Annotated in this window: 26 protein-coding genes; 15 read left to right on the top strand and 11 right to left on the bottom strand. The window is 67.6% G+C overall.

What is annotated here, in order from left to right; translation table 11 throughout:
• Nucleotides 1–6: 6 nt before the first annotated feature.
• Nucleotides 7–837 (top strand): inositol monophosphatase family protein, encoded by an 831-nt coding sequence (locus tag ACFWU5_RS12440; RefSeq protein ID WP_379244447.1) that lies wholly within the window; start codon nt 7–9, stop codon nt 835–837.
• Complete coding sequence (gene hisF, locus ACFWU5_RS12435) at nt 834–1625, top strand: imidazole glycerol phosphate synthase subunit HisF (protein ID WP_379244449.1); 792 nt, start codon at nt 834–836, stop codon at nt 1623–1625. Before ACFWU5_RS12440 ends, hisF begins: the two co-directional genes overlap by 4 nt.
• A 1-nt stretch (nt 1626) precedes the next feature.
• Here the strand turns inward: hisF and ACFWU5_RS12430 are convergent, their stop codons facing one another.
• From ACFWU5_RS12430 to ACFWU5_RS12405, 6 genes are all read right to left on the bottom strand, one after another.
• The gene (locus ACFWU5_RS12430; protein ID WP_379267192.1) at nt 1627–2772 is read right to left on the bottom strand and encodes an acyl-CoA dehydrogenase family protein; all 1146 of its coding nucleotides are present in this window, start codon (nt 2770–2772) and stop codon (nt 1627–1629) included.
• Between the two features lie 138 nt (nt 2773–2910).
• On the bottom strand, nt 2911–4167 hold the full coding sequence (locus ACFWU5_RS12425) for an ABC transporter substrate-binding protein (RefSeq protein ID WP_379267191.1): 1257 nt from the start codon (nt 4165–4167) through the stop codon (nt 2911–2913).
• A complete protein-coding gene (locus tag ACFWU5_RS12420) occupies nt 4157–5203 on the bottom strand; it encodes a branched-chain amino acid ABC transporter permease (RefSeq protein WP_379267189.1) in 1047 nt (348 codons plus the stop codon). Before ACFWU5_RS12420 ends, ACFWU5_RS12425 begins: the two co-directional genes overlap by 11 nt.
• Nucleotides 5200–6078 (bottom strand): branched-chain amino acid ABC transporter permease, encoded by an 879-nt coding sequence (locus ACFWU5_RS12415; RefSeq protein ID WP_379244457.1) that lies wholly within the window; start codon nt 6076–6078, stop codon nt 5200–5202. Before ACFWU5_RS12415 ends, ACFWU5_RS12420 begins: the two co-directional genes overlap by 4 nt.
• Nucleotides 6075–6800, bottom strand: coding sequence for an ABC transporter ATP-binding protein (locus ACFWU5_RS12410; protein WP_379267188.1), 726 nt, complete (start codon nt 6798–6800; stop codon nt 6075–6077). The genes ACFWU5_RS12415 and ACFWU5_RS12410 overlap by 4 nt, the downstream gene beginning before the upstream one ends.
• The gene (locus ACFWU5_RS12405) at nt 6797–7555 is read right to left on the bottom strand and encodes an ABC transporter ATP-binding protein (protein ID WP_379244461.1); all 759 of its coding nucleotides are present in this window, start codon (nt 7553–7555) and stop codon (nt 6797–6799) included. The genes ACFWU5_RS12410 and ACFWU5_RS12405 overlap by 4 nt, the downstream gene beginning before the upstream one ends.
• Nucleotides 7556–7714: 159 nt before the next feature.
• Here ACFWU5_RS12405 and ACFWU5_RS12400 point away from each other — a divergent pair, with 159 nt between their 5' ends.
• Together ACFWU5_RS12400 and hisI are read left to right on the top strand one after the other, a co-directional pair.
• Nucleotides 7715–8986: a PucR family transcriptional regulator gene (locus ACFWU5_RS12400; protein WP_379244463.1), complete on the top strand. Its 1272-nt coding sequence runs from the start codon at nt 7715–7717 to the stop codon at nt 8984–8986.
• Nucleotides 8983–9327, top strand: a complete 345-nt coding sequence (gene hisI / locus ACFWU5_RS12395) for a phosphoribosyl-AMP cyclohydrolase (RefSeq protein ID WP_379244465.1) — start codon at nt 8983–8985, stop codon at nt 9325–9327. The genes ACFWU5_RS12400 and hisI overlap by 4 nt, the downstream gene beginning before the upstream one ends.
• Here the strand turns inward: hisI and ACFWU5_RS12390 are convergent.
• From ACFWU5_RS12390 to ACFWU5_RS12375, 4 genes are all read right to left on the bottom strand, one after another.
• Nucleotides 9324–9788, bottom strand: coding sequence for a MarR family winged helix-turn-helix transcriptional regulator (locus tag ACFWU5_RS12390; RefSeq protein WP_379267187.1), 465 nt, complete (start codon nt 9786–9788; stop codon nt 9324–9326). The genes hisI and ACFWU5_RS12390 overlap by 4 nt on opposite strands.
• Nucleotides 9789–9932: 144 nt before the next feature.
• Nucleotides 9933–10514 (bottom strand): permease, encoded by a 582-nt coding sequence (locus tag ACFWU5_RS12385; RefSeq protein ID WP_379267186.1) that lies wholly within the window; start codon nt 10512–10514, stop codon nt 9933–9935.
• 66 nt (nt 10515–10580) lie between these two features.
• Complete coding sequence (locus ACFWU5_RS12380; protein WP_379267185.1) at nt 10581–11051, bottom strand: peroxiredoxin; 471 nt, start codon at nt 11049–11051, stop codon at nt 10581–10583.
• Between the two features lie 65 nt (nt 11052–11116).
• Nucleotides 11117–11392, bottom strand: coding sequence for a hypothetical protein (locus tag ACFWU5_RS12375; RefSeq protein WP_379244473.1), 276 nt, complete (start codon nt 11390–11392; stop codon nt 11117–11119).
• Between the two features lie 132 nt (nt 11393–11524).
• Here ACFWU5_RS12375 and ACFWU5_RS12370 point away from each other — a divergent pair, with 132 nt between their 5' ends.
• The 11 genes from ACFWU5_RS12370 to ACFWU5_RS12320 all read left to right on the top strand — a co-directional run bounded on the left by ACFWU5_RS12370 (nt 11525) and on the right by ACFWU5_RS12320 (nt 22873).
• The gene (locus tag ACFWU5_RS12370; RefSeq protein ID WP_379244475.1) at nt 11525–13063 is read left to right on the top strand and encodes an anthranilate synthase component I; all 1539 of its coding nucleotides are present in this window, start codon (nt 11525–11527) and stop codon (nt 13061–13063) included.
• Nucleotides 13060–13734 (top strand): TIGR02234 family membrane protein, encoded by a 675-nt coding sequence (locus tag ACFWU5_RS12365; protein ID WP_379244477.1) that lies wholly within the window; start codon nt 13060–13062, stop codon nt 13732–13734. Before ACFWU5_RS12370 ends, ACFWU5_RS12365 begins: the two co-directional genes overlap by 4 nt.
• 138 nt (nt 13735–13872) lie before the next feature.
• Nucleotides 13873–14694 carry an indole-3-glycerol phosphate synthase TrpC gene (gene trpC / locus ACFWU5_RS12360; RefSeq protein ID WP_379244479.1) on the top strand — a complete coding sequence of 274 codons (822 nt, stop codon included), beginning with the start codon at nt 13873–13875 and terminating at the stop codon, nt 14692–14694.
• Nucleotides 14691–15956, top strand: a complete 1266-nt coding sequence (gene trpB / locus ACFWU5_RS12355; RefSeq protein WP_379267184.1) for a tryptophan synthase subunit beta — start codon at nt 14691–14693, stop codon at nt 15954–15956. The genes trpC and trpB overlap by 4 nt, the downstream gene beginning before the upstream one ends.
• Nucleotides 15953–16753, top strand: a complete 801-nt coding sequence (trpA, locus tag ACFWU5_RS12350) for a tryptophan synthase subunit alpha (protein WP_379244483.1) — start codon at nt 15953–15955, stop codon at nt 16751–16753. Before trpB ends, trpA begins: the two co-directional genes overlap by 4 nt.
• Nucleotides 16754–16975: 222 nt before the next feature.
• Nucleotides 16976–18097 carry a prolipoprotein diacylglyceryl transferase gene (gene lgt, locus ACFWU5_RS12345; RefSeq protein WP_379267182.1) on the top strand — a complete coding sequence of 374 codons (1122 nt, stop codon included), beginning with the start codon at nt 16976–16978 and terminating at the stop codon, nt 18095–18097.
• Nucleotides 18098–18301: 204 nt separating this feature from the next.
• Nucleotides 18302–18862 (top strand): NINE protein, encoded by a 561-nt coding sequence (locus ACFWU5_RS12340; protein ID WP_379267181.1) that lies wholly within the window; start codon nt 18302–18304, stop codon nt 18860–18862.
• Between the two features lie 174 nt (nt 18863–19036).
• Complete coding sequence (locus ACFWU5_RS12335; protein WP_379244512.1) at nt 19037–19789, top strand: amino acid ABC transporter substrate-binding protein; 753 nt, start codon at nt 19037–19039, stop codon at nt 19787–19789.
• 3 nt (nt 19790–19792) lie between these two features.
• Nucleotides 19793–20464 (top strand): amino acid ABC transporter permease, encoded by a 672-nt coding sequence (locus tag ACFWU5_RS12330; RefSeq protein WP_379244514.1) that lies wholly within the window; start codon nt 19793–19795, stop codon nt 20462–20464.
• Between the two features lie 88 nt (nt 20465–20552).
• Nucleotides 20553–21971 (top strand): pyruvate kinase, encoded by a 1419-nt coding sequence (gene pyk, locus ACFWU5_RS12325; protein ID WP_379244516.1) that lies wholly within the window; start codon nt 20553–20555, stop codon nt 21969–21971.
• A 2-nt stretch (nt 21972–21973) separates the two neighbouring features.
• Nucleotides 21974–22873, top strand: coding sequence for an acyl-CoA thioesterase (locus ACFWU5_RS12320; protein ID WP_379267180.1), 900 nt, complete (start codon nt 21974–21976; stop codon nt 22871–22873).
• A 31-nt stretch (nt 22874–22904) separates the two neighbouring features.
• On the opposite strand, the gene ACFWU5_RS12315 is transcribed toward ACFWU5_RS12320, so the two are convergent.
• The gene (locus ACFWU5_RS12315) at nt 22905–23327 is read right to left on the bottom strand and encodes a hypothetical protein (RefSeq protein ID WP_379267178.1); all 423 of its coding nucleotides are present in this window, start codon (nt 23325–23327) and stop codon (nt 22905–22907) included.
• Nucleotides 23328–23383: the final 56 nt, after the last annotated feature.

The raw sequence follows: 23383 nt of genomic DNA, 5'->3' as shown, positions 1-23383 counted from the left end.
CCGCCGATGACTGCCGCGCTGAGCACCGCCGAACTGACCGACCTGTGCAATGTCGCCACCCAGATTCTGGACTCGGTGGTGCCGCGATTCGTCGAAGGGCTCGGGGCGCCCAGCGCGGTCACCAAGGGCCGCAACGACTTTGCCACCGAACTCGATCTCGAGCTCGAACGCACCATCTCCGCGGAACTGCGGCAGCGCACCGGAATCGCCGTGCACGGTGAGGAATTCGGCGGGCCCGCGCTGACCTCGGGCACGGCCTGGGTCCTGGACCCGATCGACGGAACCTTCAATTACTCGTCGGGACACCCGATGTCGGGGATCCTGCTGGCGCTGGTGCACGAAGGCGAACCGGTGATCGGTCTGACCTGGCTGCCCATGCTCGGACGCCGGTACGCCGCGGTGATCGGCGGGCCGGTGTATCTGGACGGGGTCGCGTTGCCGCCGCTGGAACCGGCCAAACTGTCCGATTCCATGATCGGGTTCGGTGCGTTCAACCTGGACTCGGCGGGCCGCATCTCCGGGCAGTTCCGGTTCGACCTGCTCGGGGCATTGAGCCGGCTGTCCTCGCGGGTGCGCATGCACGGCGCCACCGGCATCGACCTGGCCTTCACCGCCTCGGGTGTGCTCGGTGGTGCGGTCATTTTCGGGCATCACCCCTGGGACAACGCCGCGGGAGTCGCGCTGGTGCGCGCCGCGGGGGGCGTGGTCACCGACCTGGCCGGCGCGCCGTGGACGATCACGTCGGGTTCGGTGTTGGCCGCCGCGCCGGGCGTGCACGAAGAACTCCTTGACATGATCTGCACGGTCAGCGAAGAAGAACGAGGGACACCATCATGAGCAGCACCGCGCCCAGCACCCTGGCGGTCCGGGTGATCCCCTGCCTGGACGTGGACGCGGGCCGCGTGGTCAAGGGCGTGAACTTCCAGAACCTGCGCGACGCGGGCGACCCGGTGGAACTGGCCGCGACCTACGACGCCCAGGGCGCGGACGAGCTGACCTTCCTCGACGTCACCGCCTCCACCGGCGACCGCGGCACCATGCTCGACGTGGTGACCCGCACCGCCGAACAGATCTTCATCCCGCTCACCGTCGGCGGTGGCGTGCGCACGGTCGAAGACGTCGACCGGCTGCTGCGCGCGGGCGCGGACAAGGTGTCGGTGAACACCGCCGCCATCGCCCGCCCCGAAGTGCTCTTCGAGATGTCGCAACGCTTCGGCGCCCAGTGCATCGTGCTCTCGGTCGACGCGCGCACCGTGCCCGACGGCGAACCCGCCACCCCGTCCGGCTGGGAGGTCACCACCCACGGCGGCAAGCGCGGCACCGGCATCGACGCGGTCGAATGGGCCATCCGCGGCGCCGAACTGGGTGTGGGCGAGATCCTGTTGAACTCGATGGACGCCGACGGCACCAAAGCCGGTTTCGACCTGCCGATGATCACCGCCGTGCGGGCCGCGGTGAGCGTGCCGGTGATCGCCAGCGGCGGCGCGGGCGCGGTGGAGCACTTCCCGCCCGCCGTGCACGCCGGCGCCGATGCGGTGTTGGCCGCCAGCGTGTTCCACTTCGGCGATCTGACCATCGGTCAGGTGAAGGACGCGATGCGCGCGGACGGCATCACCGTCCGCTGAACTACAAACCCATGTCGGCGGCGATCACCGTGCGCAGTACTTCGCTGGTGCCGGCCTGGATGCGGTCGATGCGGTGGTCGGCGTACAGGCGCGCGATGGGGGAATCGGCCAGATAGCCGAAGCCGCCGTGCAATTGGAGTGAGCGGTCGATGATGCGGCCCGCGGTTTCGGTGCAGAACAGTTTGACCGAGGCGGCGTCGGCGGCGGTGAGTTCGCCACGATCGTGGGCGTGCAGGGCGCGGTCCACCATGGCCTCGATGGCGTCGAGTTCCGCACGGCAGGCGGCCAATTCGAACTTGGTGGTCTGAAATGCGGTGGCGGGGCTGCGTTGTGCGGTGTGTCGGCAGGCGAAGCGGATGGCGGCCTTGGCCTGGGCGTAGGCGCCCACGGCGATGCCGAGACGTTCGTGGGGGAGTTGGGCGGCAAGATGATTCAGACCCAGGTCGGCGATGCCGAGGCGGTCGGTCACGGGTACGCGCACGTCGGTGAAGGTGAGTTCGGCTGTGTCGGAAACCTTGCGGCCCAACGTATCCAGGGCGCGGCCGACACGGAAGCCGGGGGCGTCGGTGTTCACGACCAGCAGCGACAGTCCGTAGGTGGGGTCGTCGGCGCGCGGGGGTGCGGTGCGCGCGCACACGATCACGCGGTCGGCGTGCACACCGCCGGTGACGAAGGTCTTGGAACCGTTGAGCAGGTACTGCGTGCGGTCCAGCGACAACGGGGCGGTGGTGCGCATCCCCGCGGCCTCCATGCCGGTGCCGGGTTCGGCCACCGCCAGCGCGAACATCGTTTCGCCGGTGACGAATCCGGGCAGCCAGCGCGCCCGCTGTGCTTCGGTGGCCAGATCTTTCAGCAGTGGCAGGCAGCGAGAGACATGCGCGCTGGAACCACCGAAAGACACTGCGGCGCGGGCGATCTCCTCGGCCAGTACCGCGCGATGCAGGTACGAGTCGATGCCCGAACCGCCGTATTCGACGGGCACCTCCAAGCCGAGAATCCCGAGTTCGCCCAGCCGGTAATAGAATTCGCGCGGCACCAGCCCGTCGTCGAACCACCGGGTGAAGCTCGGCACGACCTCGGCCTCGATGAACGCGCGCACCGTCGCCCGAAAGGTGACGTGCTCGGCACCGAAAACTGTTCTGCGCATGGGAAATTCCTTACCGGCCGACAACGGCCACGAGCCGACCCGCCCGACGAGATGATCGGGCGGGCCGGCGAAACGGCGGTGCGTACTTCCCGGCGGTGCGCGCACGCTGGAATGCGCTGCGCAACGAGGGAGCGGCTGCTACTTGCCCGCGGTGGTGATGACCTCGTCGCTGACCGTCCAGTGGTCACCGGTGAAGGTCATCATGCCGATGGCTTCGAGCGGGAAGCCGTCTGTGGCACTGGTTTTCATGGACACGCCCGGCAGCATGAGATCGACGGCGACGTTGTCGATCGAGCGCATCGCGTCGCGCAGGCCCTCGCGGGTCTTGCACTTCGCCGCTGCCATGGTCTTGTGGAAGCTCTCGGCCATGGCCCAGCCGGTCATCAGGTGTCCGTTGCCGGTGTCGGCGCCGGGGGAGTACTGCGCGACCTTGGTCTTGAAGGTCTGCATGCCGTTGTCGGCGGTCCAGCGCGGGTCGCCCGGATCCTTGAGGAAGGCCGCGCTGACCACGCCCTGCACGTTCTGGAAGCCGACCGGCTTCATGTTGGTGGAGGTGTTGGACACCTGCGCCAGCACGTGCTTGGGGTTCCAGTCGATGTTGCGCACGTCCGCGGCCAGGGCCTGCAGCGCGAACTTCGGCGTCGAGAAGTTCAGGAACACATCGGCTTTGGAGTTGGCCAGGTTGCGGACCTGCGCGTCGACGGTGGGGTCGGTGACCTCGTAGCTCTGCTCGGCGATCACCTTCACGCCGCTGCCGGCGATGCCCGCGGTGAAGGCGTTGAGCAGGTCCTTGCCGAAGTCGTCGTTCTGGTAGAGCACCGACACGGTCGCGTCGGCCTTCAGCTTCTTGACGTACTGCGCGTAGGCGGTGGCCTCGGTGTGGTAGCTGGGCTGCCAGCCGATGGTCCACGGGTTCTTCGCCGGGTCGGCGCCGAACTTGTTGGCGCCGGTGGCCACGAAGATCTGCGGGACCTTGCGCTGGTTCAGGTAATCCCACACCGCCGAGGAGGTGGCGGTGCCCAGGGTCTGGAACACCGCGAAGACCTGATCCTGTTCGACCAGTCGACGGACCTCCTCGACGGTCTTGGGCGGCTGGTAGCCGTCGTCGCGCACCAGGTACTCGACCTTGCGGCCGTCGATGCCGCCCTGTTCGGCGTTGATGTAGTCGAAGTAGGCCTTGGCGCCCTTGGGGATCTCCGCGTAGGCCGAGGCAGGACCCGACAGGGGGTAGGACCCACCGAGTTTGATGGAGGTGTCGGTGATGCCGGTGGTCTGCTGACCCTTGCAGTCACCTTGCCCGACGGAACCGGCTTCCTCGCCACGACCACCGCAGGCGGTGAGCGTGGCAAGCAGTGCCGCCGTCATGCCGATGGTGCGAATTGCCTTAATGCGCATGAGATTTCCCTTTCCGGACACGTTGTCCGAGCCACTGCGTCCACTGGGTGGCCAAGCCGGCCAGTCCCTTGGGCGCGAGGTACATGACCGCGATGATCAGCAGTCCGAAAATGACGCCGGGGGCGGCTTTGTTGACGTCCTGGGCGAAGCTGGGCACGAACATCATGAACAGTCCGCCGATCACCGGCCCCCAGGTCGTGCCGAGCCCGCCCACGACCAGCGCGGCCAGCAGGGTGATCGACAGTGCCAACGCGAACGAGTCCGGCGAGACGTAGGCGATCACCCAGGTGTAGACGCAGCCCGCGATGCCGGCCAGCAGTGCACTCCAGGCGAACGCCAGGGTTTTGTAGTGGGCCAGGTTCACCCCGAGTACTTCGGCGGCGGTTTCGTTGTCGCGCACCGCGTGCAGTGCGCGACCGACCCGGGAGCGCAGCATTCCGGCGACGAACACGAAGCTGAGCACGGCGGTGACCAGGGCCAGGAAGTACAGCCACTGGTCCTCGGCCAGGCCGGTCCAGGCGGGCGGTTGCGGCTTGGTGACCGTGAGTCCCATCGAACCGCCGGTCAGGCCGTCGAAGTGCTTGAGCAATGGGACCAGGAAGATCGCGATCGACAGGGTGACCAGGGCCAGATACAGGCCGCGCAGCCGCAGGGCAGGCACGCCCAGGGCGAAGCCGAGCACGAAGGTGATGGCCGCCGCGATCGGGATCGTGGCCAGATACGGCAGGTCCCACTGCACGATCCCCACCGCCGCGGTGTACGCGCCGATCGCGAAGAAGGCGCCGTGGCCCAGCGAGATCTGGCCGGTGTGGCCCACCAGCAGGTTCAAACCCAGCAGCGCGACCGCGTAGATCATGGCCATGGCCAGCTGGAAGGTGTGGAAGGGCACCAGTTGGAAGGGGGCCACGGTGGCCACCAACACGACCGCGATGGTCGCGATCAACGGCCAGCGCAGGGCGCTGAGCCGATCGGTGATCGATTTCGATTGGGGGGCAACCGAAGTCGTCGCCGGGGCCGCAATGTTCAACTCGCTCATACTCGTTCCACCACCGCGTGTCCGAACAGACCTTGCGGGCGCAGCAACAGCACGCCCAGGATGATCACCAGCGGCACACCGATTTTGAGCTCGGTACCGATCCAGTCGACGTACGCGCCGGTGAGAGTTTCGGCGACGCCGACGATCAAACCGCCCGCCACCGCGCCGCCGGGGGAGTCCATGCCGCCCAGGGTCGCCGCGGCGAACGCGTAGATCACCACGCCCGCCATCATGTTGGGCTCGAGGAACAGCAGCGGTGCCGACAGCACGCCCGAGACCGCTCCGACCAGTGCGGCCAGACCCCAACCCAGTGCCAACACGGTGCCGACTCGAATGCCGACCAGCTTGGCGGACTGCGGATTACACGCCACCGCCCGCATCGCCAGCCCGATCCGGGTGTACCGGAACAGCAGATACAGCAGAGCCATCACCAGCGCGACCACGATCAGAATGCCGAGGCTGCCGTAACCGATGCTGAGGCCGCCGCCGCGTAATGCGCCCTCGGGGAAGGGATTCGGGAACGACTTGGTCTGATACGACCAGATCCAACCCGCGATGGCGTTGATGGTGAAGAACAAGCCGATGGTCACGATCACCAGGGTGATCTCGGGTGCGCCCTCGACCGGGCGGATGACCACCCGTTCGATCAACATGCCGCCGGCGAAGGAGATCACCAGGGTCAGCGGCAGGGCCGCCCAGAACGGCATGACCTGGCTCAGTTGCCAGGCCAGGAACGCCGAGAACATGGCCAGCTCGCCCTGGGCGAAGTTGACGATGCCGGTGAACCGGTAGATCAGGACCAGCGCCAGTGCCAGGCCCGCGTAGATGGCGCCCGCGGACAGGCCCTCCACCAGTTGCTGCAGGAATTCGATCACGGCTTCACCGTGATGCCCAGGTAGGAGCGGGTGACCTGCTCATCGGCGCGGATCTGTTCGGCGGTGCCCGACAACACGATGCGTCCGGTTTCCAGGACGTGCGCTTGCTGGGCCACACTCAGGGCCAGGTGGGCGTTTTGTTCGACGACGATCACCGTGGTGCGTTCCTCTTCGTTGATGGTGCGAACGATCCCGAACAGCTCCTGGGTGACCAGCGGCGACAAACCCAGCGAGGGCTCGTCCAGCAGCAACATGCGGGGGCGCAGCATCAGGGCTCGGCCGATGGCCAGCATCTGCTGCTGGCCACCGGACAGGCCGCCTGCCGCGTCGCGCTGTTTGTCGCGCAGGATCGGGAAGTAGTCGTAGACGCGAGCCAGGTCGGTTTCCACCGCGGCACGGTCGCGTCGGGGATAGGCGCCCAGGCGCAGGTTCTCTTCGACGGTGAGCGGGGTGAAGGTGCCGCGGCCCTCGGGGACATGAGCAACGCCCATGCGCGCCATGGCTTCTGGGGCGCGACCGGCCACTTCGTCGCCGTCCAGCAGCAGGCTGCCGCGGACTTTGATCATCCCGCACAGCGCGCGCAGCAGGGTGGTCTTGCCCGCGCCGTTGGGGCCCAGGATCGCGCAGACGGTGCCCTTCTCGACCGAAAAGCTGACGCCATGAAGGACTTTCGCGGCACCGTAACCCGCGTGCATGTCGGTGATCTTCAAGAACTCGCTCATGCCGCAGCCCCTAGATACGCACGGATAACGGCCGGATTCTGCTGGACCTCTTCGGGTTTGCCCTCGGCGATGACCTGACCGAACTCCAGGCAGATCACCCGATCGCAGGTGCCCATGACGAAGCCCATGTGGTGTTCGACCACGATCACGGTCAGTTTCAGGTCGGCCTGCAGGGCGCGCAGCCGCTGCGCGAACTCGTCGACTTCGCCGTGGCTCAGGCCGTTGACCGGCTCGTCCAGCAGCAGCAGTTTCGGCCGCACCGCCAGCGCCCTGGCCAGTTCGATGCGCTTGAGCGTGCCGAACGGCAGGCCGGCGGCGGGGTGGTCGGCGACCGCGGTCAGGTCGAGGCGTTCGAGCAGTTCGTCGGCTTCGGCGCGCAGCAGTTTCTCCTCGCGGCGGACCTTGGGCAGTCGCAGGCCCGCCGACACGAAACCCGCGCAGGCCCGGTGGTGGGCGCCGATGAGTACGTTGTCACGCACCGACAGGCGCTGGAACAGGCCCAGGTTCTGGAAGGTGCGCGCGATGCCGAGGCCTGCCAGGGCATCGGGGCGCACGCTGCCCAGGTCGGTGTCGAGGTAGCGCATGGTGCCCGAGGTCGGGCGGTTGCGGCGGGTCATGCAGTTGAACAGCGTGGTTTTTCCCGCGCCGTTGGGTCCTATCAGGCCCACCATCTCGCCGGGCGCGACCGTGAACCCGACGTCCTGCAACGCGGTGATGCCGCCGAAGCGCACCGTCAGGTTGGATATCTCGAGCATGGCGCCAATATTAAATTTGCAGGTCACAGCCCACATTGGACGCTGTGGACCAAGTTTTGCGGCAGGGATCGTCCGCTGCGGACAGTGTGACGTAGTTGACACTCTGAGTGGTGTCATGCACACTCCCCGACTATGTCGCCTGGGTCACAATTGCCTTTTTTGTCCGAATCTGAATCGGTGCAGGCAGAGCGGCAACGGATCGCCGGATGCGCCTATGACGACGCCGAGGTGATCGCCGACGATGTGATGGCCAAGATCCGCGTGCAGCTGCCCGGATACGCCACCGCCGACCCGGTCGTACTCCAGGACGTGCACGATCAGCTGGCTCGGCTGAGCCGCACGGGTCTGGGTGCTCTGCTCGAACATCGCCGTATCTGTCCGTCCGATATCGCCTATGCCCGTCGGGCTGCCGCGCGCCGGGCTCGCGCCGGGCTGCCGCTGTCGGATTACATCGCGGCGTTTCGCTTAGGCCAGCAGGCCATTTGGAAATCGCTGCTGCGCCACGCCGGCGACACCGAGGCCGGGCGCGAGGCGGTGCTGTCGATGGCGGGGCCGCTGGCCCGCTACACCGACCTGGTCAGCAGTCAGGCCACCGACGCGTACCTGGACTTCCAGCAGTATGTGGCCGCGGAATCCGGGCGCGACAGTCAGGCGCTGATGAACGCGCTGCTCGACGGTGCGTTGCCCGCCAGCGGTCCGCATCTGTCGGTGGCCACCGCGCACGGCATCGGCGCCGAACGGGTCGCGCCCGTGGTTGTGGTGACCGCGGTGGTGCTCGATACCGCCGAACACAGCGGCGACACCGCCGAAAAGCTCGGTGAGGCAAGGCAATTGGTCGCGGCGGCGGTGGCGCGCTGCACGGTCAACGGGTTGCGGACGATGTCGGTGGTGCGCGGGTCGGAGATCGTGGCCGTGCCCGCCCTGATGAAAGACGGCCCGGCCGACGGGCTGTGCGAGCGGTTGCGCGAACTGCGCGACAAGCTCGCCGCCGAGGGCGTCACCCTGGCGATCGGGGTGAGCACCGCCGTCACCGAAGTCGCGCAGATTCCGCGCGCCTACCGGCAGGCGCAAGCGGCGTTGGCCCTGCTGCCCGAAGGCGGGGGAGTGCTCGCGCTGCCGCAGCTCACCCCGTTCAAATACCTGCTGTTGCGCGCCGACGAGACCACCCGGCAACTGGTTGACCCGCGAATCAGCAGCGCCCTGGCCGAAGATCGCGCGCGGTGCGGCTCGCTGGCCGAGACCATCCGCGCGTTCGCCGCCGCGGACATGAACCTGCGCGAAGCCGCCGACGCGCTGCACATCCACCTCAATACGGCCAAATACCGGCTGGGGCGCATCCAGGAACTCACCGGCCGCAATGTGCGCAGCGTCAACGACCTCGTCGAACTGCTGGTGGCCATCGAACTGCAGACTGTTATAAACGAGGCATGAGCCTTGACCCCGCAATCGCCGACCGCCTCAAGCGCACCGAGGACGGACTGATCGCCGCGATCGCGCAGGAGAAGGCCACCGGTGACGTGCTGATGATGGCGTGGATGGACGACGAAGCCCTCGCGCGCACGCTGGAAACCCGGAAGGCGACCTACTTTTCGCGATCGCGTCAGCAGTACTGGGTCAAGGGTGAGACCTCCGGGCACACCCAGTACGTGCACGAAGTGCGCTTGGACTGCGACGGCGACACGCTGCTGCTGATCGTGGACCAGGAGGGCGCGGCCTGCCACACCGGCACCCACACCTGCTTCGACACCGACGTGCTGCTGGCCGCGAACTAGTCGTCGTCGACCAGGATCCGGTTCAGCCGCTCGGACATGGTCTCGCCGAGCACCGCCAGTTGCGCGGTCTGCTTGTCGGACAGACCGTCCAGGACCAGTCCGCGCACCGCGGCCACATAGCCCGGCGCCGCGGCGATCACCTTCTCGAAACCGTCGTCGGTGAGCACCGCGTACACCCCGCGTCGGCCCGCGGTGGTGTCGCGTCGCGCCCAGCCCAGGCGTTCCAGTTTCGACACCACATGGGACAGCCGCGATAGCGACGCGTTTGCTTTATGGGCCAGGTCACTGAGCTGCAGGCGATGGCCCGCCTCCTCCGAGAGGATGCTCAGCACCCGGAACTCGAAGTGGGTCAGGCCGGACTCGCGCTGCAGTCGGGTGTCCAACGCGCCCGGAATCCGGGTCATGAGCGCCACGATCGCCTGCCATGCGCGCTGTTCGACGGGGTCGAGCCACTGGGTCATCGCCGGAACTGCCTCGCGGCGCGGCGACGGATAACAGGGAGTGGGGCGCGCACCTCACCGAGTTTGCCACGACGTCGCTGTGACGTCCGCCAGATCGCGACGGTCGTGAGCTCACTCACACCGTCGCGCGGCTGTGCGGTGGTGCTAGCGGTCGCCGGTCATCGGCGGAGTGGTGCGCTGTGGCTGCTGCTGCGCGGCCTCGGCGGCCTTGGCAGCCTTGTGACGGCTGAGTCCACGCTTGCCCATCAGGCCCAGCACCAGCGCGAACAACAGCGCGGCGATGATCGCGCCGACCAGATTGGCACCGCGGAAAGCGGGCGCGTCGACGTCGAGAATGCGTTCGCCCGCGTGTGCGGCATTGTTGCCACCGAACACGATCGTCAACGTCATCAGATTCGGCAGCGCGCACACCAATGCCACGATCGCCGCCGCGCCCGCGAGGAACTTGCCGCCCTTCTTCTTCCACACCCGTATCGCGAAGATCAGCAGCAGCAACGGCACCAGCGTGAACACGATGCCGTACACCAGGCCCCACCAGATGCCCGAACTGAAACTGCCGTGCACGGTGTTGGCCAGGCGCTGCGCCCACCATCGCGGAATGAACGAGGCCAGGATGAAGTAGGCGGCCACCAGCACCACGATCGTGGCCACCACCATGATCGCCCGGTTACGCCACACGATGGCGGTGGACTTCTGACCGTTCGACTGCACCTCGCCGGTTGTCATTGCCCCAGGGTAAAGGCGTGCGGGGTGCCGGGCGTCGATCCGTGGCCCGGCGTTTCGCCGACGGTGCTACTCGGGGGTGGTGGTGCGTTCGCGCAGGAACGCCAGCGCCTCGTCGGCGTGCACGTTCGCGCGGATCTCGCCGGTGACGATCTTCAAGATCGTGCGATCGGTGTCGATGACGAAGGTGTGCCGTTTGACCGGGGCGATCTTGCCCAGCAGGCCACGCTTCACACCGAACGCGGCCGCCACGGCACCGTCGGCATCGGACAGCACCGGGTAATCCAGGCGCTGCTTGGTGGCGAATCCGGCCTGTACCTCGGTGCTGTCGGTGCTGATGCCCACGCACGTGGCGCCCAACGCGGCGAATTCGCCACTGAGATCACGGAAGTGGCAGGCCTCCGCCGTGCACACGGGGGTGTTGGCGGCAGGGTAGAAGAACAGCACGACCGGGCCGTCGGCGAGCAAGCCGTCCAGCGAACGAAGTTGTGCGGACTGATCGGGGAGCTCGAACCGCGGAGCGGGCTGGCCTGGCTGCATACCCCGACCCTAGCGGGTGAAAAGGGCCCCCGTCCGCGCGTGCGAAGAAGGGCCCTTCCGTGCACCTACTGCGAGAACAGCGCCGCGATATCGGGATTGCGGATCTGCATCACGTCGAGAATGCCGTGCGCGCGCAACAACGGTTCCAGCTCCCGGAGGCGGTCGCTGTGCCCGGCGTACTCGTCGGGGAAGGTCTTCTTGTCCAGATCCTGAATAGCCTTGGCGTAGGTGACGAACGAATTGAGCGCGCTGCGGGCCGACTGCTGGCCGGGACCGTAGTGCTGCTGCGACGGGACGACCACACGGCCGTCCTGTGCGCCCTGGTGCGAGGGGTACAACATTGCTCCTCTCGGGAAGGGGATAGCGCATTCGACATGGAACGCGCGCGAGTGTAGTGAGCCCGGTCACGCCGCGATTGCGCGCGGGGTCGGGTCCGCGCGCACCGAGCACGGCACGCCTGGGATGATGGGCGCATGCAGGGCGCGTCGACACCAACCACCACGACCCGCGAACAGTTCCGGCTGCTCGCCGCCGAGCACCGGGTCGTCCCGGTGACCCGAAAAGTGCTGGCGGACTCCGAAACTCCGCTGTCGGCCTATTCGAAGCTGGCCGGTGACCGGCCCGGCACCTTCCTGTTCGAATCCGCCGAGAACGGACGGTCGTGGTCGCGCTGGTCGTTCATCGGCGCCGGCAGCCCGTCGGCGTTGACCGTGATCGACGGCGAAGCGGCCTGGTTGGGCGCGGTGCCCGCCGACGCACCCACCGGCGGTGACCCGCTGCGCGTGCTGCACGAGACCCTCGAACTGTTGCGCACCGAACGGCTGCCCGGCCTGCCGCCGCTGACCGGCGGCATGGTCGGCTACCTCGGTTACGACGCGGTGCGCCGCATCGAACGGCTGCCCGAACTGGCCGCCGACGATCTGCGGCTACCCGAACTGGTGCTGATGCTGGCCACCGATCTGGCCGCGTTCGACCACCACGAGGGCGCGATCACGCTCATCGCCAACGCGGTGAACTGGGACGGCACCGACTCCAACGTCGACGCCGCCTACGACGACGCGGTCGCGCGCCTGGACAAGATGACCGCCGCATTGGCCACCCCCGCGCCGTCGACGGTGGCGGTGTTCGACCAGCCCGAACCGCAGTTTCTGCGCAGGCGCACCACCGAGGAATTCGGTGCGGGCGTGCGTCGTCTGATCAAGGAGATCGAGGCGGGCGAGGCGTTCCAGGTGGTGCTGTCGCAGCGCTTCGAAATGGATTACACCGGGTCGCCGCTGGCCGTGTACCGGATGCTGCGGGCGTCGAATCCCAGTCCGTACATGTACTTGATGCACATTCCCGACGGGCAGGGTGGCACCGCGTTCTCGATCGTGGGGTCCAGTCCTGAATCGCTGGTGACCGTGAAAGATGGTGTGGCCACGACACATCCGATCGCGGGCACGCGGTGGCGAGGACAGACCGCCGAGGACGACATCCTGCTCGAGAAGGATCTGCTTGCCGACGACAAGGAGAACGCCGAGCATCTGATGCTGGTGGACCTGGGGCGCAACGATCTGGGGCGGGTGTGTCAGCCTGGCACGGTCAAGGTCACCCAGTACCGGCACGTCGAGCGGTACAGCCACGTGATGCACCTGGTGTCGACGGTGTCCGGGCACCTGGCGAAGGGCAAGGTCGCGCTCGACGCGGTGCGGGCCTGCTTCCCGGCGGGGACGCTGTCGGGGGCGCCGAAGGTGCGGGCGATGGAACTGATCGAGGAACTGGAACCGACCCGGCGCGGGATCTACGGCGGGGTCGTGGGCTACCTCGACTTCGCCGGTGACGCCGACACGGCCATCGCTATTCGCACGGCGCTGCTCAAGGACGGGACCGCGTATGTGCAGGCGGGTGCGGGGGTGGTCGCGGATTCCGATCCGATCGCCGAAGACACCGAGGCCCGGAACAAGGCCATGGCGGTGTTGAAGGCGATCGCCGCGGCGCAGACGCTGCGGACCTATGAGGGTGGCGAGCTATGACAGACGCGCCCGCAAGGTCTACCGCAGCCAAGCCGGTCGTCCCTGTCGTGCTGTTGGCATTGGCCGCAGGCGGTTTGTGGGCGGCCTCGCGGATGACGTGGGTGACCGTGCACTCCGCCGACGGGCTCACCGAACCGCGCACCGACAACCTCAACGGTGGCGTGTGGTTCGGCGCGCTCACCCCGCTCGCACTGGTGCTGCTGGCCTCGATCGCGGCCGCGTTCGCGGTCAAAGGCGTGGTCAGGCAACTGCTCGGGGTCGTGATCGCGGTGATCGCGGCGGTGGCCGCGGTGCCGGGGTTCGCGCTGACCGTCGGCGCGGGCAGAACCGCCGAGCGGGCGGGCACCCTGGCCGAGCTGCCGGTGCGCGCGGTCGTGGACAGCGCGCAGGCGCACCTCGGTCCCGCGCTGCTGTCGATCGCCGCCGCGTGTTGCGCCTTGGCCGCGGGCATACTGCTCACCCGTCGCACCGACGAACGCGCCGCCGACACCGGCAAGTACGACAACCCGGTGTTCCGTCGCGCCGACGCCAGCGCCGCGGTGGGCAAGCAGACCACCGCCGCACCGCTTTCCGACCGGGTGCTGTGGGATGCCCTGGACGCGGGCACCGACCCCACCGACCCCGCGCCCGAAACCAGCGACAACAGCAAGCCCGGCGACCACAGACCGTGACCCGGCGACAGTGACCCCCGGCACCCCCGCCGCATCCACACGTGCGGGCGACCCTTATTCTTGATCAGCATCGGTGAGACAGCGCCTGAGGGGACTCTCAGGCGAGAAGTGCGTCTCCCCAGAAAGGATTCGAGCCAGATGACGGTACTCGACTCGATTCTCGACGGGGTCCGGGCGGATGTTGCCGCTCGCGAAGCCCTCCTCGATTTTCAAGCGATCAAAGCTGCTGCCGCCGCGGTCAAAGGACCGCTGGACGCACACGCCGCGCTGCACGAGGACGGTATCGGCGTGATCGCCGAGGTGAAGCGTGCCAGCCCGTCCAAGGGTGCGCTCGCCGATATCCCCGATCCCGCCGTGCTCGCCAAGGCCTATGAAGAAGGTGGCGCGCGGATCATCAGCGTGCTCACCGAGGGCCGCCGCTTCGGTGGCTCGCTCGACGATCTCGACGCCGTGCGCGCCGCGGTGAACATCCCGGTGCTGCGCAAGGACTTCGTCGTCGGCCCGTACCAGATCCACGAGGCCCGTGCCCACGGCGCCGACGTGATCCTGCTGATCGTGGCAGCGCTCGAGCAGGACGTGCTCGCGTCGCTGATCGACCGCACCGAATCGCTGGGCATGACCGCCCTGGTGGAAGTGCACACCGAAGAAGAGGCCGACCGCGCGCTGGAAGCCGGCGCCTCGGTGATCGGCATCAACGCACGCAACCTCAAGACCCTCGAGGTCGACCGCGACGTGTTCGCGCGGATCGCGCCCGGCCTGCCCTCGGAGGTCATCCGGGTGGCCGAGTCCGGCATCCGCGGCACCGCCGACCTGCTGGCCTACGCCGGGGCGGGCGCCGACGCCGTGCTCGTGGGCGAAGGCCTGGTCACCAGCGGGAACCCGCGTGCGGCGGTGTCGGAGCTGGCCACCGCCGGTGCGCACCCGTCCTGCCCGAAGCCCGCGCGCCGGAGCATTCGGTGACGGTGCTGCCCCCGGCGAGCGCCGGTGTCGCCGAGTACTCCGACTACGAACCCGACGCGGGCGGCCACTTCGGCGTCTACGGCGGACGGCACGTGCCCGAAGCGCTGATGGCCGTGATCGAAGAGGTCACCGCCGAGTACGACAAGATCCGCACCGACCGCGGCTTCCTCGACGAACTCGACCGGCTGCAGCGCGACTACTCCGGCCGCCCCTCGCCGGTGTTCGAATGCACCCGGCTGGCCGAACATGCCGGTGGCGCAAGGATCTTCCTCAAGCGCGAAGACCTCAACCACACCGGTTCGCACAAGATCAACAATGTGCTGGGCCAGGCCCTGCTGGCCAAGCGGATGGGCAAGACCCGCGTCATCGCCGAGACCGGGGCGGGCCAGCACGGCGTGGCCACCGCGACCGCGTGCGCGCTGCTCGGCCTGGACTGCGTGATCTACATGGGCGCGGTCGACACCGCCCGCCAGGCTCTGAACGTGGCCCGGATGCGGTTGCTCGGCGCGAAGGTGATCCCGGTGACCTCGGGTTCGCAGACGCTCAAGGACGCGATCAACGAGGCGCTGCGCGACTGGGTCAGCAACGCCGACGACACGTTCTACTGCTTCGGCACCGCCGCCGGACCGCACCCGTTCCCGCTGCTGGTGCGTGACTTCCAGCGCGTGATCGGCCTCGAGGCGCGCGAGCAGATCCAGCTCCCGCAGCAGGCCGGCAGGCTGCCCGACGCCGTCGTGGCGTGTGTGGGCGGTGGGTCCAATGCCATCGGCATCTTCCACGCGTTCATCCCCGACGCCGCCGTTCGCCTCGTCGGTTTCGAAGCAGCCGGCGACGGTGTCGAAACTGGAAGGCACGCAGCCACTTTCACCGGTGGCACGCCAGGCGCGTTCCAGGGCGCCTACTCGTACCTGCTGCAGGACGAAGACGGCCAGACCATCGAATCGCATTCGATCTCGGCCGGTCTGGACTACCCGGGTGTTGGCCCCGAGCACGCCCATCTCAAGGACATCGGCCGCGCCGAATACCGGCCCATCACCGACACCGAGGCCATGGACGCGCTGCTGCTGCTGTCGCGCACCGAGGGCATCATCCCCGCCATCGAGTCCGCGCACGCTGTCGCGGGCGCGTTGAAGCTGGGTAAGGAACTGGGCGAGGGTTCGGTCATCCTGGTCAACCTGTCCGGTCGTGGCGACAAGGACATGGACACCGCCGGGCGCTGGTTCGGTCTGTTCGATGACGACGCACAGGAGCACAACCAGTGAGCCCGCAGTCCCGCCTCGCCAACACCTTCGCTACCGCGCGCAGTGAAGGCCGGGCCGCCCTGATCGGCTACCTGCCCGCGGGCTTCCCCGACCTCGCCGGTTCCATCGCGGCCTGCCGTGCGCTGGTCGAATCCGGTTGCGACATCGTCGAAGTCGGCGTCGCCTACTCCGACCCGGTGATGGACGGCCCGGTCATCCAGGCCGCCGCCGAGCAGGCGCTGCGCAGCGGCGTGCGCGTGCGCGACGTGTTCTCCGTGGTCTCCGCGATCGCCGACGCCGGTGGTCAGGCCGTGGTGATGAGCTACTGGAACCCGGTGCTCAAATACGGCGTGGACACCTTCGCGCGCGACTTGGCCGCCGCCGGTGGCGCGGGCATGATCACCCCGAACCTGATCCCCGACGAGGCCGACGACTGGTTCGTCGCCTCCGCGACGCACAACCTGGACCGCATCTTCCTGGTCGCCCCGTCCTCGACGGAAGAGCGTCTGGTCAAGACCCTCGGAGCCTCGAGCGGCTTCATCTACGCGGCCTCGACCATGGGCGTCACTGGTGCCCGCGACGCGGTCTCGTCGGCCGCCCCCGCCCTGTGCTCGCGCATCCGCGCCCACTCCGACATCCCGATCGGCGTCGGCCTCGGCGTCCGCTCGGGAGCCCAGGCCGCCGAGATCGCCGCCTACGCCGACGGCGTCATCGTCGGATCGGCCCTGGTCTCGGCCGTGCCCGAGGGCCTCGACGCGGTACGCGCCCTGACAGCGGAACTCGCCGAAGGCGTCCGTTCGGCGACCGTCCGGTCATAGCCTGACCAACGATGCCCCCGCCGCCGATGCGCGGTCGGGTCTGGCGGCCGTACACGCGGGCTCGTCCCGTTGGACAGTTGATCACCACGCTCTGGTCGTGGTCCCTTCTCGGGCGATGGCTCGCTGAGAGCGTGGTGATCATTCGTCCAGATGGTGTGTGGTCATGTTTTAGACCTGGATGGTTCGGGCCACGGTCACTCCTCGGTACGGCACTGAACTAACGTGGTGGCCGTGAACTCAGTCCTGGCTTACATTCCGAGTCCGCCCCAGGGGGTCTGGCAACTCGGACCCTTCCCGCTTCGGGCGTACGCACTGTTCATCATCCTCGGCATTGTCGTGGCCATCTGGTGGGGTGAGCGCCGGTGGCGCGAGCGTGGTGGGCAGCCGGGGGCGATTCTGGATGTCGCGATGTTCGCGGTGCCGTTCGGGCTGGTCGGCGGCCGGATCTACCACGTGGCCACCGACTGGCAGAAGTACTTCGGCGAGGGCAAGCACCCGATCGAAGCGCTGTATATCTGGCAGGGCGGCCTCGGTATCTGGGGTGCGGTGTTCTTCGGCGCCATCGGTGCCTGGATCGGCTGCCGGATGTACAAGATCCCGCTGCCCGCGCTGGGCGACGCGGTCGCACCCGGCGTGCTGCTGGCCCAGGCGATCGGCCGACTCGGCAACTACTTCAACCAGGAGCTCTACGGTCGCCCCACCGACGTGCCGTGGGGTCTGGAGATCTACGAACGGTTCGATCCCGAAACCGGGGCGCGCGACATGATGAACGGGGTGTCGACCGGGCGGGTGCTCGAGGTCGTGCAGCCCACGTTCCTGTACGAGCTGGTCTGGAACGTGCTGATCGTCGTGCTGCTGGTGCAGGTGGACAAGCGCTTCAAGATCGGCCACGGCCGACTGTTCGCGCTCTACGTCGCCGGCTACAGCTTCGGCCGGTTCTTCGTGGAACTGCTGCGCAGCGACGAGGCCACCCACATCCTCGGCATCAGGATCAACTCGTTCACCGCGGCGCTGGTATTCCTCGGCGCCATGGCCTATTTCGCGTTGGCGACGAAGGGGCGCGAGACGCCCGCGCAGCTGCAGCCCGACGGTGAGCCGCGCCCGTGGCCGTGGCAGCTCTCCGCGCTGCGTGCTGCCGGTGTGGCCGACAACGCCGCCGCGGCATCCGACTCCGGCACGACTGTCGACGTCAGCAAGAAGGCGGATTCGGCTGCCACTGAACAAGATTCGGCACAGTCCGACGAAGCGACCGCGGTGATCGCCGCGACCGACCCCAAGTCCGCGCCCCCCCCCCCCCCCAAACCGGGCCCGACGACGTCCTCACCCACCCCTTTTTCCGTGTAAGCGGCGGGCCCCCGCCACCATGCCGGCCCCCCGCCGCGATATTTCGAACAGGTGGCGGGCTGTGATCGGCTCGCCCCCGACAAGACAGCGGCAAGGTCCACCGACCACAATGGCCGGTGATCGTCGCGCGCGCACCGCCGTTCGGCCGATCGCGCACCGGCCGGGGGCCACGACGGGTACCCGCACGAATGATGGAGGACATGAGTGACCGACCCCTATAACCCCAATCCCCAGTACGGCCCCGACTTGAACAAGCCGCAGGACGCAGGCTCCCAGCCGCAGTACGGCCAACCCGCCTACGGTCAGCCCTCGGACCCGTACGCGCAGCAGCCGCAGCCGGGTTACGGTCAGCCCTCCGACCCCTACGCGCAGCAGGCGCAGCCCGGTTACGGCCAGCCGCAGTACGGTGCCCCGCAGCCGCAGTACGGCCAGCCGGTCGACCCGTACGCGCAGCCGGGTTACGGTCAGCCGTACGGCGGCATGTCGCACGGGTACAACCCGAACGATCCGGAAGCGCCCTACGGCCGCGACATGTACGGCGTGCCGTTCTCGGACAAGCAGAAGCTGACCGCCGGCCTGCTGCAGATCTTCCTCGGCGGTTTCGGCGTCGGCCGTTTCTACCTCGGCCACACCGGCATCGCCATCGCCCAGATCGCAGTCACGTGGTTGACCTGTGGTTTCGGTGGCATCTGGCCGCTGATCGACGGCATCATGATGCTCACCGGCAAGGTGCCCGATGTCGAAGGCCGCCCGCTGCGCGACTGATCGCCACGCACACACGACAGGAAACGGGCACTCCACCGAACGCGGGGTGCCCGTTTCGTTCGTCGCAGCGGAGTTCCGATCATGATGAGCGATACTCTGTGTCGGTCCGTGGCGGCGCCGTAGCGTCGCTGAGCCTGCGCGTGCTGATACGCGCAGCGGAGAAAGGGATTGTCCGTGCGCAAATTTGTTGCCGCCGCTGTACTCGCTGTCGTTGCCGCGACGGGTCTGTCGGCCTGCTCGTCCGCGTCCGACCCCAACGTGCTGAAGGTGGGTACCGAGGGCACGTACGCGCCGTTCAGCTACCAGGAGAACGGCACGCTGACCGGCTATGACGTCGAGGTGGCGCGCGCGGTCGGTGAGAAGCTGGGCAAGAAGGTCGAATTCGTGCAGACGCCGTGGGACTCGATCTTCGCGGGGCTGGAGTCCAAGCGGTTCGATCTGGTCGCCAACCAGGTCACGGTGAACCCTGAGCGTGCGGCGAAATACTCGCTGTCGCAGCCGTATACGACGTCGGAGGGTGTGATCGTGACCAAGTCCGACAACACCTCCATCACGTCGCTGGCCAGCCTCGCGGGCAAGACCACCGCGCAGTCGGCCACCAGCAACTGGAGCAAGGTCGCCTCGGGTGCGGGCGCCAAGGTCGAGGCGGTGGAAGGTTTCGTGCAGGCCGTGCAGCTGCTCAAGGCAGGTCGCGTGGACGCCACGGTCAACGACACCCTCGCGGTGGGCGAGTACACCAAGAAGACCGGTGACACCGGCATCAAGATCGCCGCGCAGACCGGCGAGACCAGCAAGCAGGCCTTCGCCGCCCGCAAGGACGACACGAAGCTGACCGCCGACGTCGACAAGGCGCTCGAGGAACTGCGTGCCGACGGCACCCTGGCGAAACTGTCGGAGAAGTACTTCGGCACCGACGTCAGCAAATAGCGGATGGATCCCGCTACCTGGGAGCTGATCCGGCACAACCTGGTGCCGATGCTGAAGGCCACGGTGACGATGACGTTGCCGCTCACCGCCATCAGCTTCGTCATCGGCCTGGCCATCGCGGTCGGGGTGGCGTTGGCGCGGATGTCGTCGCGGCGGGCACTGTCGGTGCCCGCCCGCTGCTACATCTCGATCATCCGCGGCACCCCGCTGCTGGTGCAGCTGTTCATCGTGTTCTACGCGCTGCCGCAGTTCGGGATCGTCATCGACCCGTTCCCGGCGGCGGTGATCGCGTTCAGCCTCAATGTCGGCGGATACGCCGCGGAGGTGGTGCGCTCGTCGATTCTGAGCGTGGCGCACGGGCAGTGGGAAGCCGCGGAATCGCTGGGCATGAATTACGTGCAGACCCTGTGGTACATCGTGTTCCCGCAGGCCGCGCGCATCGCCGTGCCGCCGCTGTCGAACACGTTGATCTCGCTGGTCAAGGACACATCGCTGGCCTCGACCATCCTGGTCACCGAACTGCTGCGCACCGCCCAACTCGCGGCCGCGCCCACGTTCGACTTCTTCGCCCTCTACGGCGTCGCGGCGATCTACTACTGGGTGATCTGCCTGATCCTCGGCTTCGGCCAAACCCGCCTGGAAACAAGACTTTCCAGACATGTCGCTGTTCGGTGACGCGTGTTCTCGTGAACAGAAGTAGAACGAAACGTACAACCCCCTAGGCGAAAAGACTCGGCGGTTCCCGAGTACTAGGGTGGGGGGCGTGATGCGACGGACGAAGATTGTGTGCACCCTGGGGCCGGCCACTGCCACCCAGGATCGTATTCGGGAGCTCGTCGAAAGCGGCATGGATGTGGCGCGGCTGAACTTCAGCCACGGCGACCACGCCGACCACGCCGACAACTACAAGATGGTCCGCGCGGCGTCGGACGAGACCGGCCGCGCGGTCGGCATCCTCGCCGACCTGCAGGGCCCCAAGATTCGCCTCGGCCGTTTCACCGACGGCAAGACCGTGTGGGCCACCGGCGAGCAGGTGCGGATCACCGTCGACGAGGTCGACGGCACCCACGATCGCGTGTCCACCACCTACAAGGAACTCGCGCAGGACGCCAAGCCCGGCGACCGCCTGCTCGTGGACGACGGCAAGGTCGGCCTCACCGTGGAAGCGGTGGACGGCAACGACGTGGTGTGTCGGGTCACCGAGGGCGGGCCGGTCAGCAACAACAAGGGCCTGTCGCTGCCGGGCATGAACGTGTCGGTGCCCGCGCTGTCGGAAAAGGACATCGCCGACCTGGAATTCGCGCTGGCCCTGGGCGTGGACTTCATCGCGCTGTCGTTCGTGCGCTCGCCGTCGGACATCGAGCTCGTGCACGACATCATGGACCGCGTGGGTCGTCGCGTCCCGGTGATCGCCAAGCTGGAGAAGCCCGAGGCGATCGAGAATCTCGAGGCGATCGTGCTGGCGTTCGACGCGGTGATGGTCGCGCGCGGTGACCTCGGTGTCGAGCTGCCGCTGGAGCAGGTGCCGCTGGTGCAGAAGCGCGCGATCCAGATGGCGCGCGAGAACGCCAAGCCGGTCATCGTGGCCACCCAGATGCTCGAGTCGATGATCGAGAACTCGCGCCCCACCCGCGCGGAAGCCTCCGATGTGGCCAACGCGGTGCTCGACGGCGCCGACGCGGTGATGCTGTCGGGCGAGACCTCGGTGGGCGCCTGGCCGATCGACGCGGTGCGCACCATGGCCCGCATCGTGACCGCGGTGGAATCGGAAACGTCGCGGGTACCACCGCTGACCCACGTGCCGCGCACCAAGCGCGGCGTGATCTCCTACGCCGCGCGCGACATCGGCGAGCGCCTCAACGCCAAGGCCCTGGTCGCGTTCACCCAGTCCGGCGACACCGTGCGCCGCCTGGCCCGACTGCACACCCCGCTGCCGCTGCTGGCGTTCACCCCGATCCCCGAGGTGCGCAGCCAGCTCACGTTGACCTGGGGCACCGAGACGTTCATCGTGCCGATGGTGGACACCACCGACGCGATGATCCACCAGGTGGACCAGGCGCTGCTGTCGCTGGAGCGTTATCGCAAGGGTGACCTGGTGGTCATCGTCGCCGGTTCGCCTCCGGGTACCGTCGGTTCCACCAACCTGATCCACGTGCACCGCATCGGCGAAGAGGACCACTAGTAGTGAACAGCTCGATCGAACTCGAAACCACCCAGGGCGAGCCGACACCCGATCTGCGGGTGTTGCTCGACCTGCTCGATCTCGAGTCGATCGGCGAGGACACCTTCTTGGGCAACCATCCCGAGAAGGTGTGGAGTCGCACCTTCGGCGGGCAGCTGGTGTCGCAGGCGATCATGGCGGCGGGCCGCACGGCGGGGGAGCGGCCCTTGCACGCGATCAACGCGCATTTCGTGCGCGGCGGTGATGTGAAGAAGCCGATCGAGTACCACGTGCAACGGCACCGCGACGGTCGCGCGCTGGCCAACCGCACGGTCACCGCCAGCCAGGACGGCCAGGAACTGTTCGTGATGCTGGCCGCGTTCCAGGACTTCGGCAAGGGCCTGGAACACTCGCACGACGGCCCCGACGTTCCCGATCCCGAAACGCTGCCGCGGATCGAGGAGAGCTTCGTGGGCTTCGAGGACAAGCTCGAGATGTTCATCAACGCCCCGCACCCGATCGACATGCGCTACACCAACGATCCGGCGTGGATTCTCAAGGGCACCGGCGAGAAGCTCAACCACAACCGGGTCTGGATGCGCACCGACGGGATGCTGTCCGACGATCCGCTGCTGCACACCGCGGCACTGGGCTATTCGTCGGACACCACGGTGCTGGATTCGATCATCACCACCCACGGTTTGTCTTGGGGGCTGGACCGAATTCTGGCGGCGACGGTGAATCACTCGATCTGGTTCCATCGGCCGTTCCGCTTCGACGAGTGGGTGCTGTACTGCACCGAATCTCCCGTGGCGGCGGGTTCGCGGGGACTGGCCACGGGCCGGTTCTATTCGCGCACAGGCGAATTGATCGCCACCACCGTGCAAGAGGGTGTCATCCGGCACTTCCCGGCTCGCGGCTGAGCAGGGTCGTACGGGCCGCAGTCCTACCGGCTCAACGCAATTCGTGGTCCAGCTGTGGGGCAACCACGTCGGTGCGTTGATGCGCGCGCAAGAGGAACGGCACGCCGTGGCCGGGTTGTGGTGGGGTGGCGCCGTATACGGCCAGCGCGAGACCGTGTTCGAGGTCGGCGATGTCGGCGTCGGTGAGATCGTCGGGTGCGCCGACCAGACTCAGCGCGATCTCGTACGTACTCTGCGAATCAGGGTCGAGGCCGGGATGGTCACCGCGCCACTGTGATTCGAGGTCGTGATGGACCGGATCGTTCGCGTCGACGGGCAGGGTGAACCGCCAGGCGTACACGTCGCGGTCCTGGACGTGGTCGTGCACCGCTGTGCGGACATCGGCGACGATGCGGTCCAGGGTCTCCGGCGTCACGTACACGTGCAGCGAAACATCCGAAATGCGTTTCGGCAAGTCTGTCGTCCCGTCGTGTGTCGAACCTGCAAGGGGTAACCGCCACGTTCGCGCCG

The organism is Nocardia sp. NPDC058640, assembly GCF_042716995.1.
GTDB lineage: Bacteria > Actinomycetota > Actinomycetes > Mycobacteriales > Mycobacteriaceae > Nocardia.
The sequence above is the reverse complement of the archived record's forward strand: the minus strand, read 5'-3'. Positions and strand labels throughout refer to the sequence as shown.